Origin of the sequence: Enhygromyxa salina, from assembly GCF_002994635.1 — a bacterium.
GTDB classification, from domain to species: domain Bacteria; phylum Myxococcota_A; class Polyangia; order Nannocystales; family Nannocystaceae; genus Plesiocystis; species Plesiocystis salina_B.
In genome coordinates this window covers 64905-82272 of record NZ_PVNL01000147.1, presented here as the reverse complement: position 1 = coordinate 82272, position 17368 = coordinate 64905, and the positions used below count along the sequence as shown (strand labels likewise).

The 17368-nt window shown below is 67.1% G+C and carries 9 protein-coding genes; 6 read left to right on the top strand and 3 right to left on the bottom strand.

Annotated elements, in window-relative coordinates; translation table 11 throughout:
* Positions 1-204: 204 nt before the first annotated feature.
* A complete protein-coding gene (locus tag ENSA7_RS40165) occupies positions 205-630 on the top strand; it encodes a hypothetical protein (RefSeq protein WP_106094890.1) in 426 nt (141 codons plus the stop codon).
* A 14-nt stretch (positions 631-644) separates the two neighbouring features.
* Here ENSA7_RS40165 and ENSA7_RS40160 read toward each other — a convergent pair whose 3' ends face one another.
* Entirely contained in the window at positions 645-1421 is a 777-nt protein-coding gene (locus tag ENSA7_RS40160) for a hypothetical protein (RefSeq protein WP_106094737.1), read from the bottom strand.
* Positions 1422-2357: 936 nt separating this feature from the next.
* Between ENSA7_RS40160 and ENSA7_RS40155 the strand changes: the two genes are divergently transcribed.
* From ENSA7_RS40155 to ENSA7_RS40145, 3 genes are read left to right on the top strand one after another with little or no spacing between them, the layout of a single operon-like run.
* Positions 2358-6332: a VWA domain-containing protein gene (locus ENSA7_RS40155; protein ID WP_181234597.1), complete on the top strand. Its 3975-nt coding sequence runs from the start codon at positions 2358-2360 to the stop codon at positions 6330-6332.
* A gap of 35 nt (positions 6333-6367) precedes the next feature.
* Entirely contained in the window at positions 6368-6781 is a 414-nt protein-coding gene (locus ENSA7_RS40150) for a hypothetical protein (RefSeq protein ID WP_106094735.1), read from the top strand.
* A complete protein-coding gene (locus ENSA7_RS40145) occupies positions 6778-8067 on the top strand; it encodes a hypothetical protein (protein WP_106094734.1) in 1290 nt (429 codons plus the stop codon). Before ENSA7_RS40150 ends, ENSA7_RS40145 begins: the two co-directional genes overlap by 4 nt.
* Here the strand turns inward: ENSA7_RS40145 and ENSA7_RS40140 are convergent.
* Positions 7983-9221 carry a hypothetical protein gene (locus ENSA7_RS40140; protein ID WP_146158703.1) on the bottom strand — a complete coding sequence of 413 codons (1239 nt, stop codon included), beginning with the start codon at positions 9219-9221 and terminating at the stop codon, positions 7983-7985. The genes ENSA7_RS40145 and ENSA7_RS40140 overlap by 85 nt on opposite strands.
* 5 nt (positions 9222-9226) lie before the next feature.
* Positions 9227-9793, bottom strand: coding sequence for a rhodanese-like domain-containing protein (locus ENSA7_RS40135; RefSeq protein ID WP_106094732.1), 567 nt, complete (start codon positions 9791-9793; stop codon positions 9227-9229).
* 52 nt (positions 9794-9845) lie between these two features.
* On the opposite strand from ENSA7_RS40135, the gene ENSA7_RS40130 reads away from it, so the two are divergent.
* Complete coding sequence (locus ENSA7_RS40130) at positions 9846-11588, top strand: hypothetical protein (RefSeq protein WP_106094731.1); 1743 nt, start codon at positions 9846-9848, stop codon at positions 11586-11588.
* 31 nt (positions 11589-11619) lie between these two features.
* Complete coding sequence (locus ENSA7_RS40125) at positions 11620-17355, top strand: protein kinase domain-containing protein (RefSeq protein WP_106094730.1); 5736 nt, start codon at positions 11620-11622, stop codon at positions 17353-17355.
* Positions 17356-17368: the final 13 nt, after the last annotated feature.

Sequence of the window (17368 nt, the reverse complement as noted above, 5' to 3'; positions counted from 1 at the left end):
CTTCTGCGGCGGCGCGCCGCCCGGAAGACTCAGGCCTGCGCACCCAGTGAGGGGTTGAGCCCGGGAACTCCGGGCGCGTGGGGGGTTCAGCGAGTGAACAAGCGCATCTCGTCCTCGAAGAGTCCGGGGATCGTGCCCGCGTCAGTGCGCCATGGCAAGCACGGAGCCGGCCGAATAGGGGTCATGAGCTGGTAGATTGTGGTCGTGACGGAGGACGAGAGCCTCGCCCGGTTTGGGCTGCACCCCCGGGCCGAACACCTCGCCGAGATCCGCGAGCTGCTCGCGGTCGAGACAGCAAAGGAGCGCGCCAGTCAGGGCCAGGGCGACACGGAGCTGATGCGAATCTGTTGCGTGCAGCTGTTCTTTGCCGGGACCTTGGCGGACGCGCCGCTGATCTGGTCGGCAAAATCGGCGAGCATGGACGCGAACGGTGCGATCGACGTCCAGATGCTGTGCGGCCAGGGCCTGGCTGCGACCAAGGCATACTTGCGCGAGCACACCAGCGAGGCCGCCGCAGCGGCGCTCTCGCGGATCCTCGATGGCGAGCGCTGGGACGAGTTCGAGCAGTTCAGCGTCGAGGGCGAGCGAGCCCGCCACGCTGCCTGGTACGACATCGAACTCGACGCCTGACACGTGCGGTCGGATCACGCGGCCGTTCGGTTGGCCCGCGCCATGATCCGCAAGATGTCGACGCCCACGCCGACGTGCCACCCCCACGGATGGATGACCCGCGCGTCGAGTGTTGGCGCCTGCGTGCCCACGGTCTCGACGGCGACTAGCACGCTGGCGCCCCCGGTCACGCAGGCGATGTCCCACGCAGTGCACAGCGCGAGCGAGCCGCCAGCCACGAACGCGTACTCGTCCTTGCGGATCACCGCTGCACGATCCGCGGCGAACACCTTGGCGTTGCTGTAAAAGCCCAGCCCGATCATTGCTGCGGGCTCGATCGAGAACCACTCGGGGTGCGCTCGCACCAGCAGGACATCGCTGACCATGATCTGCTGCTGCTGCGCCTTGCTGGCGTCGAGCTCGACGCTGTCGGGGAGCGAGCGACGGTTGGTGCCCGCGTAGCTGTAGAGCAGCCCGATCCCGCCCGCGACCCGGCGGGACTTGGACACCCACGGATAGACCGCCACGTGCAGACGCAGGAACAGGCCGTGATGGTCGAGGCCGTCTGCGTTGCCGAGGTTGGTCTGGGCATAGCCAGCTTCGGCTCGTGCCGAGAACTCGTGACGCGGGCCGTCGTCGTCGTCGTCCTCGAGCTCGGGGGGCGGCAGGCCGTGGACGTTGGAGTCGGTGGTGATCGACTCCACGCTGCCAAACCCGCCAGGTGCTGGCTCGGGCGCTGGCGCTGGCGCTGACTCTGGCGCCGGGCTCAGCGCGAGCAGGGCCACGCTGTGGACGAGGGCGAGGGCGATCACGTGCGCGAAGTCTACGACGGGAGCGACAGTGACGGTCGTGCATCGCAACGTCGCGGGTTGCCATATCTGCACGCCGAGGGCGTGGCTCTATTCATGTAAGTGATTGATTTTATTGTTCATTTGCGTCGACTGGGAGTGGCCCGAAACTCGTATGAGCTGGATGCATGAAGAGGCTGCTGCCCGTCGCGTTTCTCGTGAGTCTCCTGCTGATGGTCCTGACTCTACTCAGCGGGATCTGACTCAACCTGGCTCCCGTCGAGAGCAGCGCCAGCGTGCCGTGAACATTTGATGCGCAGCCACATCGACGCCCGCGAGTCGAGACCTCGCCCGGTGGGCGCCTCCACGGTATGGAAACGACCCTGAAACTTCCGCGGGATCGAAGTGCCACAACCCGCATGTAGTTCCGGGTTTTGTTGTCGCTTCGCCTTCCGCGGGTAGAGGGGGCGAGTCGCCGCCCGTCATTCGATATCTGATGAATCGACGTGGTATCGCCTGAATGCGGTAGCGTGAGCGATTGTTGATTACCCCAACTGCTGGCGCCAATCGGGCTGAACGAAAACCCGATGTGCGTCTCGGTGTCAACAAGCATTGCCCAATGTAATGCAGTCCCCCCTGGTTTGAGGGCTGCGAAACGCCAGGCGCGGTGCCGGCTCATCGACGTCTTGCCGCGCTGCGCCCACCGTCTACCTTCGGATCATGAACGGGCATAAACCCCTGAGCGGCACCCTCGTGATCCTGTCCATTCTCAGTCTCGGCCCGTCCTCGGAGGCGCGCGCAGGGGAGGGGAGGCTGGTTCCCGGTGACAACGGGCCGACGACCGGCAGCATGACCGTTCATATTGCCTATCCTCCAACTCAGGCGAACCTCGACCTGATTGCAGACAAACTGAGGCACGCGTCTCGCATGTTCTGCGACGCGACTGATGGTGCGATTCAGATGAATGAGTTCACGCTCGAGCGCAACGGCTTCTCGGCGGCTCGCGCGGACATTCTGTGGCAGCCTGCGTCGCTGTTCACTCGGTTCACGGTGACCGGCTCTGGGCCGTTTGGGCACCCGAGCAAGCACCTTTACGCGACCGATAGCATCCAGTTCCGGGTGATCGCTCATGAGTTTGGTCATCTGGTGACAGGACTGAGGGATCAGTACGATGAGCAACGCCGGTTTGGGGCGGGGTGTGGGATCGGCGTGGCGATCGATGAGGCGGACTGGGACGAGTTTAATCATTCGATCATGCAGCGGTACGACGCCAAGTGTGTGGACGACACAGATCCGCTCATGCCCAAACTTCAGTTCGGCGGTCCGATCAACTGCCAACTCGCTGGGAAGCAGAAGAATTCATGTACGTTTCCGTACCGGTGCTACGAGTTTTCCGCAGAAGCCTCGGAGCTGAACACCCCCCTGGTGTTCGATCGAACCCGCGGAGATGGCCTCGGCTACCAAGGCCCGCGCAGCGGCACCTCGCTGCTGCTCGACGTGTGGCTGGGTCAGGACGTCGATCCCGACGTTTGGGTCGAGGCGAACCGCACGATCGAGTACATTGACTTGGAAGGCACATCGCATGAGGTCACGATCGAGGCTTACCGCCGCCCGCTGGCCAGCGACTGGGACCTGCGCGCGTTCATGGAGGGGGCCGAGCTGACCTGGGGGGTCAACTATGCACCCACGACGCCAGCGCTGACGCTGACCTTCGGCGCCACCCCGGGTTGCGGCAATAGCATGGGGAACTATACACCCGGTCAGACCAGCGCCAACTACTGGGTCGAAGCCGTCAACGGTGAGGATGTGTTCGTCGTCGACCTGATCATCCCAGGCTATGCGATAGGGCAGCAAGAGGACGTGCGGATTGACGTGTCGACGACGGATCTATGTGAGCGACGAACGGCCAACTCGGTCGTCGACGTCAGGCCGAACACCTTCGATTGGCAGTTCGACGGCCGCGGCCGCGGGGCGTACTTTGGCGCGCTCGGACCAGGTGCCCCGCTGACCACGGCGGTCTATCAGCAGCTCGGCGTCTGCCCCGCCAAAGACGTGGATGAGCGCTGGAATCGTTCCACGCAGCGCTGGGAAACCAGCGATCAGTACAGGTATGTCCAGGCGTTGATCGCTCAGGAAGGCTTCGTCGACGGTGACCTCGAGTACGAGATCCTTCAGGGCACACCCAGCGAGGTTGGCGGGTCGGACTGGGAGTTGATGGAGTACAACCTCGCGCACCGGTGGCCCAACAAGTACCCATGGTTCGCCCCTGTCGACCTCTCGTGGCTGAGTCCCGTCGATCACGACAACAAGTCCCAGTCGGCGACCCCGACCGTTGACAACCGCGCGGAGTGCAGCTCGTATCCGATCGAGGTCAACACAGACAAGATCTCGGCTGACGACACGATCGCGATCTTGCTCGATCGTTCAGGCTCCATGGGCAACAAGTGGAAGGTCGGAGGCAAGACGCAGCGCCGAATCGACTGGGCGCGGGCTGGCGTTGCCGGCTTCGCAGACGCCGCCGTGGACGAGGGGATTGACGTCGTCGTCATGGAGTTCGCTGAGCAGCACGATATCCTGGTACCGCTCAGTACGGTCGAGACCGGGCAGCCGGTCGGGACACCAGGGGTCGTCCGCCCGTGGGAGATCATCGAGGCCGTGAAGGGCATCGATCCGCTGGGAATGACGGCCATTCATGACGCGGTCGATGCGGCGTTTCAGACACTTCCGGCAGGGGCGAACAGCGCCGTGTTCATGTTGACCGATGGTGAGGACAACTCGAGCACCATCTCGCTGAAGGACGTCTCCGACACGTCGAAGGCTCTCGATATCCCAGTCTACATCTCCCCGATCGGCGACTTCAACGGTTCTACGCTGCAAGACCTCGCCAGTCAGTCGGGCGGCGAACTGTTCGCTCAGATCCCGCCCGACGAGATCCCCGCTACGTTCTTCTGGATGCGCGCCAAGATGCGGGGCGAGCAGCTGTCCCTCGACGCGCGGAGCGTGCTGTCGGACGGCGACCCCAAGCTCCCCGGGACGGTGAGCTATGACATCAACGTCGAGCCGTCGGCGAAACGCATGGTCTTGCTGCTCACGCCAGACAGGGACAGTCAGCCCACGTGGGACTTGGACTTTAGCCTCACGGGGCCCAACAACGAGCTAATTCAGCCGTCTGACGCGAGCTTCGTGACCGATGACCCTGACGGCTACTATTTCTTGCTTCGCGTACCCGCGCCAGCGCCCGGCACCTGGACGCTCGAGCTGGCGGCGCCCGTCTCGGAGACCCCCAAGGTCGTGCCCGAAGCTCAGCTCGCCCTCGCTCATATCGAGCATGATGGCCCGCGCTGTTTCGCGTCGACGTCGCTCGACAAGATCACGTCGCAGAGTGACGCCATCGAGATCATCGCCGAGGCCGCCTGGGATGGCTTGATCGGCGATGGGGTGACCTTCACCGCGTCGGTGCGGCGGCCTGACGGGAGCGTCATCGCCGTCCCCATGGTCAACGGTGAAGACGGCCTGGGGTACGGGAGCTTCGATGACTACAACATGGACGGCGGGTACAGGGTCACGGTGACCTGCGATGTGGCGCGTACGGCCACGTATGCGCTTGGTGACGGCAATGATCCCAATGACCACACGCTCGAGTTCGTCCCGGCGGGGTTTGACCGGATCGTGTGGACGCACTTCATGTTCGAGGACGGGCTGATGCCAACGCAGCCGCGTGACCACGACTGTGACGACGATGGGATCCTGAACGCGGACGAGAGCGAGGTCGCTGATGGCGATGGCGACGGATGGCCCGATATCTGCGACTCGGACTCCGACGGCGATGACTTGCCCGATCGACTCGACGGGCCGTTCGAGGACACGGACGGCGACGGCCAGATCGACAAGCACGACCGTGACTCGGATGACGACGGCGAGATCGACGGCGCGGACTACGACCCCGACGATCCGACCGCCTATCGACGGTACGGCGTGGGGGACCTCAACGGAGATGGGCTGAAGGATCTCGTGTGGGGAGAGCCGAGTCATTTTTTGGAAGGTGGCCGGATCCAGGTCAAGTACACCGGACAAGCTGCGGTCGAGGAGTGGACAGAGGACACCGTCGGGATCATTGGAAGCCTCAAATCTCATGATCAGTTCGGCGCGGCGGTCGTCGTCGGGGACTTCGACGGTGACGGCTATGACGACGTCGCAGTCGGTGTCCCCGGCCACGATACCGCCACCACCACCGACTCGGGGGCCGTGCACGTGATCTATGGCTCGCCGAATGGGCTCACCGCCGTCGCCGATCAACTCTGGACCAGCGACAGCACCGACATCAAGGGCGACTCCGAGATCAACGACCGCTTTGGTGCACGGCTCGCGGTGGGTGACTTCAACTGTGATGGGTACGCGGATCTGGTGATCGGCGCGCCAGATGAAGCGATTGGGAGCCGCGTCGAGGCGGGCGCAGTACATGTTTTGTACGGGTCCAGCGGCGGCGTGTCGGCGGTGAATGACGTTTGGTTGCAGGGTGACTCTGGTGCCAGCGGGACCTGTGAGGCCGGGGCCCGGTTTGGAGACACGCTGGTCATCGGGGACTTCGACAATGACGCGTGCGACGACCTCGTGATTGGTGCGCCGTTCGAAGACTGGGAGGCGGTCACGGATGCTGGCAACGCCTACGCGATCTACGGTGGTCAAGCAGGGCTCGACAGTGGTGATTGGACGGTTGTCCGCAGCAACCTCCAGGGCACGATCGACGCCAGCGAGAGGTTTGCGACTCGGCTGTGGGTCGAGGACCGCAACGATGACGGATTTGACGACCTCACGATCATGTCCCCAGGAGACCCGTGCGGTGCTGGCAACAAGGGATTCAATTACATCTATGGTGGCGGCACTGGGCTCAGTCCGCTAAATAACGTCTGGACCTGCCGGGAGCTCAACGAATGAAGCGCCCAACCAGTCAACGCCGATCGCTCGGCGTCATGATCCTCGCGGTGCTCGGTGTGTGCGTGGCGCTGAAGGTCGGACCTTCGGCAGGAGAGCGCGTGGGTGATGCACAGGGCGCGGATAGCTTCACGCGCACTCGAGCCTCAGGTGTCACCGTCAACCTCGGGCGGGTCCCGGCGCGCCCGGTGGATCCCGCGTCAGGGGGTTACGAGGGCAAAGACAGCGGCTCGTGGGACGACCTCGCGCCCCACGAGCGGGCCGCGCAGACCGACGCGAAAGCCGTCGCCATGCTCGCCGAGATCGACGCGACGGCCGCCGACGGCGCACGCCGGGCGCGGCGAGAGGATGCAATGATGATTTTGTCAGCGGCGCGCTCGGACTATTTTGATAGTGACGAAGGATGCAGCCGCTATCTCGAACTCGAACTAGCGATTGAAGGTGGACAATGAACGTGCGTTGGTGGCTGTTGCTGGGGTTGGCGGGGCAGGTGATGGCCTGCCGTCCGAATGGTTCGTCGAACGACGGCAGTGCTGGCGGTGACGATGCTGACGGCGACGGCGACGGCGACGGCGACGGCGACGCCGACGGCGACGGCGACGGCGACGGCGACGGCGACGGCGACGGCGACGGCGACGGAGACGGCGACGGCGACGCCGACCAGCCCGCGTTTTGCGATCTGTCTCAGTTCGCTGAGGTCGGGGTGCAGTGGCTCGAAACAACCGGCAGCACGGTCGAGGGCGCAGCGTCCATCGTGTGGAAACTCGAGCTAACCCCCAGCGCGCTCTACCTCGCCGGACTCGAGGATGCAGGCAGCCTCTCGTGGCCGGGCTTCCTCGAAGCCCGCGCGCTCGATGGCACCGTGCGTTGGACCAAGCAGGTCGAGAAGTTCACCCGGTCACACCTCGCGTGGGACGGCGAGTATCTCTACGCAGCCTTGAACAAGGACGTCCGGCGATTTACCCCCGATGGCGTCGTCGATGACTGGGTCATCGAGCTCGACACCATTCGCGGGCTCGACATCGCCGATGGGGTCGTCGGTATGGTGGGCACCTTCGTGGCGCAGCAGGGCGATCCGATGTTTGAGGACGCATTCACTGCCGGCTACGAGACGACAAAGCCGCCGAACCCGGTCTGGGGTGAGATCATCGGTCTGCCGGAGCAAGACGAGACAGGTGAGATCATTGTAGGAGGTGTACTGGGTGGCTGGGTTGCCGCCGGGGGCACGGACTCTCCGACCGGAGATCGGGTCTGGCTCCGGGGACTGGGGGGAGCTCAAATCGATGTGGTCTTGCCGTTCGAGACATTCCCTATCCTCAAGGGTTTGTTTGGTCACGCGGACACGGTCATTCTGGCAGGATGGAGGTCGGAGCCCGACGTGCGACCGTGGTTGGCGTCAGTCTCGAGCAGCGGTGAAGTGCTGTGGGAGCGGGATCACTGGGTATGTGGTGAGAATGTCACGAGTGCACTGACCGCTGTGGCGGCCGCGGGCGACCGGCTGCGGGCGATCGTCACCGTTCGAACCGGGGCAAAGGAGCACATGCCGATCATCGCTGACTTTGGGTTCGACGGCGAGCCACTGGGAACCGTGGCGCTGGCGATCGACGCCAATCATCTGACGGTTCCCACCTTGGCCGTGAGCGAGGTCGACACCTACATCGGCGGGCTCATCGTCTCGCCCGACGGAGTCCCCTCGCGCTTCGTCGCCCTGCTCGACGACCTCGAAGGTGAACAATGACGCCGAGCGCGACCGACCAACACCAGCCCAAGCACGCTCCAGAACGCGAGCCCAAACCCAGGTGCCCCGCGACTCGAGCAGCTGCAGCCCCCCCCGCCGTCGCCCGCGTCGCTCGCCCCGGGCCCCGTCGAGCTCGCCGAGTCCGCGCCCGGATCCCCACTCTCCGACCCACCCTCGGTCCCAGTCCCAGTGTCAGACCCGCCGTCGTCGCAGGGGTTGCCGACAAAGCCGCCACCATCGTCACACCCGGTCTCGCCAACATCGTCGACCACCGCAATATAGTGACGACTATACGCCGTCCACTCCCGCCCGATCGGATCGACGATCTCCAGCCGAATCATCACAGAATTTGAAGCAGCCGCGAGCGGCGGCGCGAACGGCAGATCAAAGCTGCCGCGCTCGGCCGGAATGTCCGCGCTGAACACCTCCCAATTAGGCTCACCATTAATATTACCATTGGACCACGAGAAACTCATGGTCGAGCCGGCCATCGCGTCAACGCAACCAGTGATGCTGGCTTGCTCGTTGATCGACACGGTCTGCTCAAAAAAGGTCAAGGCCGCCGCGGGCGGGCTCGCGGCCGGATCGGGATCGTCGACGATCTTGAACACCCCCGGGTGCGGGCTCCACAGGTTGAACCACGGCTCATAAGTGTAGCCTTCGACCGACCAGGTCCCCGGCGCCAGCATGCTCGTGTCCCACAACACCGGCTGCGCGGCGGCGGCGAAGGTGATCGGTCGGCGCTCGTCGTCGTCGGTGATCCGCACCCAGCAGTCCGCCCAGTCCGGCGCGTTCTCCAGCACCTCGAGTTCGAGATCGACGACGCCTGGATCGCCCAGCCCCTTGGCCCCGGCGGCGATGACCTCGGCCTCGGTGATCCAGCCCGGGAGGATGTCCTCGAGGTGGCGATCTCGACAAAACCCAAAGAACTGATGCGTGCGGCTGTCGACGACCTCGTCGGGGGTGACGTCGACGTCCTCGAGCGGGATGGCGTAGCTGAGCGCGTGGATGGGGTCCTGGCTGCGATCGACGATCGTCATGCACGGCGCGTTGGACCAGTCGACCGGCGTGCGTGGGTGCGCGCCGTTGCCCGCGTGGGCGACAGCTGGAAGCATGACGACGAGCCCGAAGCCGAGCGCACGCAATCGAACCATCGCGGTCACTCGTCCATGCCCTCCAGCGTGACGTCGCCGGCCGGGGGGGCGCCCCGACGGTGATCGCTCCAGGCCAGCTTGGCGCCGCAGCGCAGCATCATTGCACCTTCGTAGGGGTTGAACAGCTGCCCGCTGCGCTGGACCCAGTACGCGCCCTCGTTGGTGAACGCCATCGGGCAGTGGACCAGCAGCAGGCCCGCGCGCTGATCGGGGTGGGCGGCGAGCCAGGCGATCATGCCCTCGCTCAGCTTGCGAAAGGCCAGGCGCGCGGTCGAGATGTTGGCGCCGCCAATGCGCCCGGCGGCGGCGAGCATCTCGGCGACCCCGGGCTCGTCGCCGTGGCCTTCGCTGGCGATGACGAGCTGGGCCCCGAGCTGCGCGACGCCGTCGAGCTGATCCTCCGCGAGGATCTCACCGATCCCCAGATACGGCGTGAGCATGGTGCCATCGGGGGCCTGCTCGGCGGGCTTCGAGCGACACCCGAGCGACGAGGCGCTGGCGATGGCGATGCTGGCGATGCTGCCGCGCAGCCACGCACGACGAGCGACCGCGCTGACGTAGGCTCGACTCACCTCTCGCGGATACCACAGCCGCGCGCCCGTGGGGTAGAGTCGCGGCCCGCGAATGCCGATCTACACGCTGTTGCTGACCGCGCTGCTGATCCAGGCGCCACCCGAGCCCGCGCCCGACCCCTCGTCCAGCCCGGCCCCCGCCGAGCCGACCACGCTGCCCGATGTCGAGGACGCGGCGAGTGAAGATCCCGGCTTCTTCGCGAGCGAGGTCGAATCAGGTCAGTCCAGCGCGCCCCCGATGCCGGAGATCGAGCAATTGCCGTCGCGCGATCCCGACTCGGCGCCGGGCGTGGAAGCGGACGCGTCAGCCAGCGATCCCGGGCCCGCGGGCAAGCGTCCGGTGATCGTGTTCGACCCTGCGCGCGAGCCGGCGGGCAGCGAGGGCGGCAGCTTCTTCGATCCAGGCAAGCTCGGCGAGACCGGGCCCGGCGGCGGCGGCATCGTTCAGCTGCGCGGGTTCGTCGGCGCGTCGTTCATCACGACCGAGCGCACCAACCTTCGCCAGCTGACCGACGCGGGCAACTTCGAGCGGGTCGCGCCGCTGCCGTTCTTTGGCGCAGGCACGGCGACGCTCTACGTGGGCGCGGCGATCTGGGCCGACGCGATCTACGCTCGGATCTCGCTCGAGTACCTGGCGATCCCGCGTGTCACCTCGGGCACCGAAGACATCCTCGCGCCGGCCAACCGGCAGCTGCTCGTCGAGTCCGCGGCGCTCGAGATCAACCCGTTCTTCTGGGCAGAGCGAGCGCCTCGGTGGTTTCGTGAGGGGTTCAAGGTCACCGCGGGCGTGTTCATCGTGCCGTTCGGGATCGAGGACGAGGAGCACGCCGCCCCCGTCAACTGGTTCACGACGCGGGCCCGCTCGATGACCAACGGCCGGGTGTACCCTGGCACGTGGAGCGACATCGGAGCCGTCCTGAAATTTCGCCCGAGCTTTCGCGAACACCGACCGATCCGCCCGCTCGAGATCGACATCGGCCTGGTCAACGGTGATCCGTGCACCCAGACCCGCTGGACCGACTCGCTCTACAACCCCACCGGGCTGGTCGCCCCGTGTGAGCGAGTCCGGCGCCCTGAGGAGCTGCCCGACGGAGTCGGGGCCGGTGGTGGTGGCGCCGATCCCCGAGCCGATCTCGGGTTCCTGGGCGTCGGACCCGACAACAATCAGAACAAGTCACTGATCGCGCGGCTGAGCGTGTTCCCGCTGGCCGATCTCCAGCTCGGCGGCTCGCTCGCGTGGGGCAGGCACCCGCGCCTGCTCGACTTCGACGAGCGCGCCGCGGGCCGGACCACGATCGACGTGCCCCAGGCCGCGAGCTGGCGCGCTGGCGCTCACCTGGCGCTCGACTTGGACCGCATGGTCTCGAGTGCCTACCCCCTACCGATGCTGCGCGGCGAGTTCATCGTTGGATCCGACGCGGCCCCCGAGCCGCGCGAGGGGCAGCCACAAACCCTCGCAGATCGCTGGGTAATGGGCGGTTACGCTCAGATCGCCCAGCCGCTGTATCGCCGCAAGCGGAGCAACCTGCCAGGCTTGATGCTGCAGTATCGCATCGACTGGGCCGACCCAGACTCGGCCGTTCCAGGGCGGGTCGCGGGCGTGCCACTGGTGTCCAATCACGCGGACGCGTACGTTTATGACGAGACCCAGCTCGGCCACAGCTTCGGCCTGCGCTGGCTGGTCGTCCCGCGCTTCACGATCAAGGCAGACTACACCTTGATCCGCGAGGACGGTGGCCGCGCCAACCAGCTCTACAACGATCGCTTCGTGTTCCAGCTGGTCGGCGATTTCTAGGCCCGATCCAGAGAGTACAATCTACGCGCCTATGGGGGTATCGCTCACCGGCTACCGAACGACACGGTTGTTGCGATCCTCCGAGCACGCGAGGGTCTACGAGGCCGTGCGGGAGGCCGACGGCGTCGTCGTGATCGCCAAGGTCTTCGATCTCGGCACCAGCGACGTCGAGCCCCGCGTCGAGCATGAGTTCGAGCTGATCAAGGCCCTGGATGTCGAGGGCGTGGTCAAGGCGCTGGGGTTTCAGCAGGTCGGCGAACACCTGGTGCTGCTGCTCGAGCGGTTCCGCGGCCAGGATCTCGCCGCGCTCACCCAGCGCAAACCCCTGGACCTCGAGCGGTTCTTCTCGATCGCAATCCAGATCTCCGAGGTGCTCGGCAGGGTCCACGCGCGACGCATCATCCACCGCGACATCAAGCCGGCCAACATCCTGGTCGACGGCGAGACGGGGCGGGTGTGCCTGTCCGACTTCGGGATCTCGACGCTGCTCGACGCCGAGCGCCGCCGCATCTACGACCCCGAGGTGCTGACGGGCACGCTGCCGTACATATCGCCCGAGCAGACCGGGCGAACCGGGCGCAGCGTCGACTCGCGCAGTGATCTCTACTCGCTCGGCGTGACCTTCTACGAGCTGCTGACGGGTCGCCGTCCCTTCGAGTTTTCCGCGCCCCTGGATCTGCTGCACGCGCACCTGGCCCGCAGCCCCGATTCGCCCGACTCGCTGCGCCCCGAGCTGCCGGCCGGGCTGTCGCGGCTGGTCATGAAGCTGCTCGCCAAGGCGCCAGAGCACCGCTATCAGAGCGCGGTCGGACTCGCGGTCGATCTACGCAAGCTGCGTGAGCTGGTCGAGATCGGCCAGGACGGTCGCGGGTTGATCCTGGGGCGCGGTGACTTCTCGCGCACGCTGCAGCTGCCGCACCAGCTCTACGGGCGCATGCAAGAGCGCCACGAGCTGGTCGACGAGCTCGAGCGGGTCATGCGAACCCAGACCGGACGCGTGTTGCTGCTCGAGGGCCCGCCGGGCGTCGGCAAGTCTTCGCTGCTCGCGGACTTCGAGGGTCCGGTCGCCGGGTTCGGCGGGTACCTGGCGCGGGGCAAGTTCGACGGCTTCCGCGAGCTGCCCTACTCGGGCTTTGTCGACGCGTTCGGGACCTTGACCGAGCAGCTGTTGACCGAGAGCGAGGAGCGATTGGGGCACTGGCGCGCCCGCTTGACCGAGGCGCTGGGCGGGGTCGGGCGGATCATGTGCGAGCTGGTTCCCACGCTCGAGCTGGTGATAGGCCCGCAGCCGCCGGTCCCCGAGCTCGAGCCCCACGAGGCCCGCAACCGCCTGCACCTGGCCGTCGGTCGGTTCTTGTCGGCGTTCTACGACAGCGAGCGACCGCTGGTCTTGGTCCTCGACGATCTGCACTGGGCGGATCGCAGCAGCCTCGCGCTGCTGCAGGCGCTGGTCAACGGCGGTCGGCGTGGCGCGCTGTTGATCCTCGGCAGCTTCAGCGATCGAGACGTCCGCGCAGATCATCCGCTACGCGGGTTGATCGACGCGCTGCTCGAGCACCGCCGCGTTCGGCTCGTGCGGCTGCGCCCGCTGAAGCTCGAGGCGATCGACACCCTGCTCGCCGACACCCTGGCCCGGCCCGTGGCCGAGGTCCATCAGCTCGCGCAGATCGTCGGCCGCAAGACCGACAACAACCCGCTCTTCATCGAGCAGTTCCTGGGCCACCTCGCCCAGCAGGAGCTGCTGCGTCCAGGCGCCGACGGCTGGATCTGGGACGAAGCCGCGATCGAGGCCGCGGACATCCCCGATGACGTGCTCGACGTCATGGCCGCCAAGCTCGAGCGGCTGTCAGCGCGCGCGCGCTCGCTGCTGGCCCGAGCGGCCTGCGTTGGCACGCGCTTCGACCTGGCCGCGCTCGAGGTCGTCACGGGCAAACCCCGCGCCGAGCAGGCCGCGCTGCTTCACGAGCTGGTCGACACGGGCCTGCTCGCGGTCGTGGGTGGCGAGTACCGGTTCGTCCACGACCGCATCCAGGACGCCGCGCACAATTATTTGCCAGGGGCCGAGCGGCGAAAGCTGCACTGGCGGCTGGGTCGGGCCGCGGTCGAGCGTGCGGGGGAGGTGTCTGATGAGCACCTGTTCGAGGTCGTCGATCAGCTCGACGCGGGGATCCCCAGCGAGGGCGACGCGGAGGCGCTCGACGAGCTCGATGCCGCCGCGTGCCTCGAGCTCGCCACGCTCAATCTCCGGGCGGGTAACCGCGCGCTCGATGCCGCGTCGTACGACGCCGCGCTGCGCTACTTCGACATCGGCATCGAGTTCTCCGTGGAGCACCGGGGCCCAGTCGCGGCGCAGGGCCCGGGTGCGCCGCACTATGACCTGGTCGTGGGGCTGGCGTTTGGGCGCGCGCAAGCCCTGGCGCTGGCGCGACGCAACGCGGAGGCTCGCGACGCGTTCGCCGAGCTGCTGGGGTGGCGCCTGGACATTGCGAACTACGGGCGCGTCGCGGCCCGACGGATTCGCTTGCTGAGCCTGGCCGAGCGCCCAGACGAGGCGGTCGAGCTCGGGCTCGAGGCGCTCGCCCGCTGTGGCCACGAGCTCCCGCGCAAGCCCGGCAAGCTGCGCATTAGCGTCACCTTGGTCCGGGCGTGGCTGTCGATGCGCCGACGCACGCTCCCCGAGCTGATGGCCCTGCCCGAGTGCGAAGACCCCCGCGCCAGCGCGGCCCAGGAGATCGCGCTGGCGAGCACGAGCGCCGCCCATGCGGTCGACCCGGGCCTGTCGACGCTGCTGACGAGCCTCCAGGTTCGCCTGTTCCTGCGCGCCGGGTTCCACCCCAGCTGCCCGCAGGCGCTCGCGCAGCTGGCGATCAGCGTGGGCTCGGGGCTGCGGCAGGTCAAAGACGCGAAGCGGCTGTGCGAGCAGGGCCTGGCCCTGACCCAGCGGCTGTCGTCGTCGTCCGGTGTCGCGCCGACCGAGGCCGCCGCGCACCTGTTCATGGGCCACCTCGGGCGCCCGTTCACGGGCCTGATCGCGGCGCTCGACGACGCCTACGGGCGCGCGCTCGAGGCCGGTGAGTTCGAGAGCGCGGGGTTCATGGGCGCGCTGGGCCTGTCGATGCACTTCGAGGTCGGCACGCACCTGCGCGTGCTCGAGCGCCTGAGCGGGCGGCTCGAGCACGACATCGGGCGCTGGGGCTCCCACGACATGGTCCTGGTCACGTGGATGGTGCGTGGCCTCGCGGTCGCGCTGGCCGGCAGCGAGTCCGAGCATGGGCGCCAGCCAGCGGGCGCCGACGCGAGCGACGTGCACATGGCCCTCGACCCTCAGGTCATCGCGCGTCGCGGGGGCAGCCGGGTCTCGGTCTACGCGGCGACGATCAACCAGGCGCTGTGTAGCGTGCTGCTCGGCGACTCGCGGGCGGCCATGGAGCTCGCGCTCGAGGTCATCGACGACGTCGAGGAGGTCATGCTCGCCAACTGGATGGTGCCCCGCGTCGCGCTGATCTGTGTGGTCGCGACCGCCAGCGAGATCGAGACGCGTGGGTCCGTCCCGCCCGAGGTCCACGCGGGCATGATCAAGGGCATGCGGATCATCAAACGCTGGGTCCGCCACGCCCCAGACAACTACGCCCACTACGATGATCTGGTGAAGGGGCTGTACGCCTCGCTGCAGGGGCGACCCAACCAGGCCATGCGCCTGCTCGAGCGCGCGCGTGTGCACGCGGGCGCGCAGGGGTGTCGGTGGGTCGAGGGTCTCGCGGCCGAGCGGCTCGGCGACGTGGCAGCGCGAGAGGGCCTGCTGGCGTTCGCCGCTGGAGCCCGGTCGCGCGCGTGGGAGGCCTACGATGTCTGGGGCGCCGGGGCCAAGCTCGCGCAGCTGTGCGTGGCGTATCCCGAGCAGTTCGAGGACCCCGCGAGCGCCAGCGGGACCCACGACGTTCCGCGAGCTCGCCAGCGCCCGATCACGCGCCCTCGCAACATGCACCCGCGCAACGGGCAGCCGCGTAACATCCTGCAGCCGCGTAACATCCTGCAGCCGCGTAACATCCTGCACCCGCGTAACGGGGCCACCAGCGCCGAGTCGCTCGACTTCGAGAGCGTGCTGCAAGCGGTCAGCGCGATGACGGAGGATCTTCGGCTCGACGAGGTCGTGGGCCGGGTGCTCGACGCGGCGATCACCAACGTCGGCGCCGACCGGGGCCTGCTGCTGCTCGAGCGCGACGGCGTGCTCGGGATCGTCGCCGAAGCCAGCGTCGACCACGAGCTGGTGATCTTCGCCGCGCCGCCGCCCGCGAGCGAGGCCGCGCAGCTGTGCCCGACCACGCTGATCAACTTCGTCACGCGCACCGAGCAGGCCCTGGTGATCGGTGACGCTCGCACGGATCCGCGGTTCTCGGGCGATCCCTACGTGGTTCGCACGGGCGTGCAGTCGCTGCTCGGGATGCCGATCTTCAAGGGCAAGCGCCAGCTCGGCGCGCTGGTGCTCGAGAACCGACTCAGCGCGTCGTGCTTCACCCCCGAGCGGCTCGAGGGTCTGAGCCTGATCGCGGGCCAAGCCGCGACCGCGCTCGACAACGCCCGGCTCTACACGGCGCTGCGCCGCAGCGAGGCCCGCTGGCGCTCGCTCGTCGACGGGGCCCCCGACGCGATCGCGCTGCTCAACGAGCGCGGCGAGGTCGAGTTTGTCAATCGCAGCAACCTGTCGGTCGCGGGCGGGGGCGCGCAGCTGTTCGAGCTGTTCTTGAGCTCGGCCGCGGGCGCCCAGTGGCGCGAGGCCGTGGCCCAGGTGTTGCGCGATGGTGTCGAGCGCGAGCTCGAGATCGAGGTCGAGTACGAACAGTCACGCCGGCGCTGGTACGTCGCCCGGCTCGCGCCGATCGAGGTCGACTCGCCGAGCGCCGTCGGGTCGGGCGAAGGCTCCGGTGCCGGGTGGAGCGAGGGACTGGGCGGGGAGCTGGGTGTGGGGACCCGTCGCGCGGTCGCGGTCGCAACCGACGTCACCGAGCGCAAGCAAGCCGAGCTCGAGCGGCACGCGCTCGAGGACCAGCTGCGTCAGCAACAGCGGCTCGAGTCGATCGGAACCCTGGCCAGCGGCGTCGCCCACGAGATCAACAACCCCGTGCAGGGCATCCTCAACTACGCCGAGCTCATCACCGAGAACCTCGACAACTACAATTTGGTGTGCGAGTTCGCCGGGGAGATCACCAACGAGTCCAATCGCGTGGCCTCGATCGTCCGCAACCTGCTGCAGTTCTCGCGGCAGGAGCGAGAGGCTCGGATGGAGGACACCGACATCTGCAAGCTGATCGAGGCCACGCTGTCGCTGGTGCGGGCGGTGATCCGCAAGGACCACATCCAGATCAAGCTCGACATCCCCGACGATCTGCCGCTGGTCCACTGCCGGCTGCAGCAGATCCAGCAGATCATCATGAACCTGGTCGCCAACGCCCGCGACGCCCTCAACGAGGTCTACCGCGGGTTTGACGAGCGCAAGACGATCACGATCAGCGCCCGCGTGCGCGAGCCAAAGCCGGGTGAGCAGCAGCGCTGGGTTCGGATCATCGTCGAGGACCAGGGCACGGGAATCCCCCCCGACGTGCTGCCGCGCGTGTTTGATCCGTTCTTCACCAGCAAGGGCCGCGACCAGGGCACCGGTCTGGGTCTGTCGGTCTCACACGGGATCGCCAACGAGCACGGCGGCGATCTCACGGTCGAGACCAAGCTTGGCGAGTGGACCCGCTTCAACTTGGATCTTCCCTGCGTGTAGTGGAGTATCAACG

Bases quoted from the DNA above. Each gene is read 5' to 3' on its own strand.
- ENSA7_RS40150 (WP_106094735.1), top strand. From the start codon at position 6,368: ATGATCCTCGCGGTGCTCGGTGTGTGCGTGGCGCTGAAGGTCGGACCT.
- ENSA7_RS40130 (WP_106094731.1), top strand. From the start codon at position 9,846: ATGCCGATCTACACGCTGTTGCTGACCGCGCTGCTGATCCAGGCGCCA.
- ENSA7_RS40125 (WP_106094730.1), top strand. From the start codon at position 11,620: ATGGGGGTATCGCTCACCGGCTACCGAACGACACGGTTGTTGCGATCC.
- ENSA7_RS40155 (WP_181234597.1), top strand. From the start codon at position 2,358: ATGAATGAGTTCACGCTCGAGCGCAACGGCTTCTCGGCGGCTCGCGCG.
- ENSA7_RS40145 (WP_106094734.1), top strand. From the start codon at position 6,778: ATGAACGTGCGTTGGTGGCTGTTGCTGGGGTTGGCGGGGCAGGTGATG.
- ENSA7_RS40140 (WP_146158703.1), bottom strand. From the start codon at position 9,221: ATGGTTCGATTGCGTGCGCTCGGCTTCGGGCTCGTCGTCATGCTTCCA.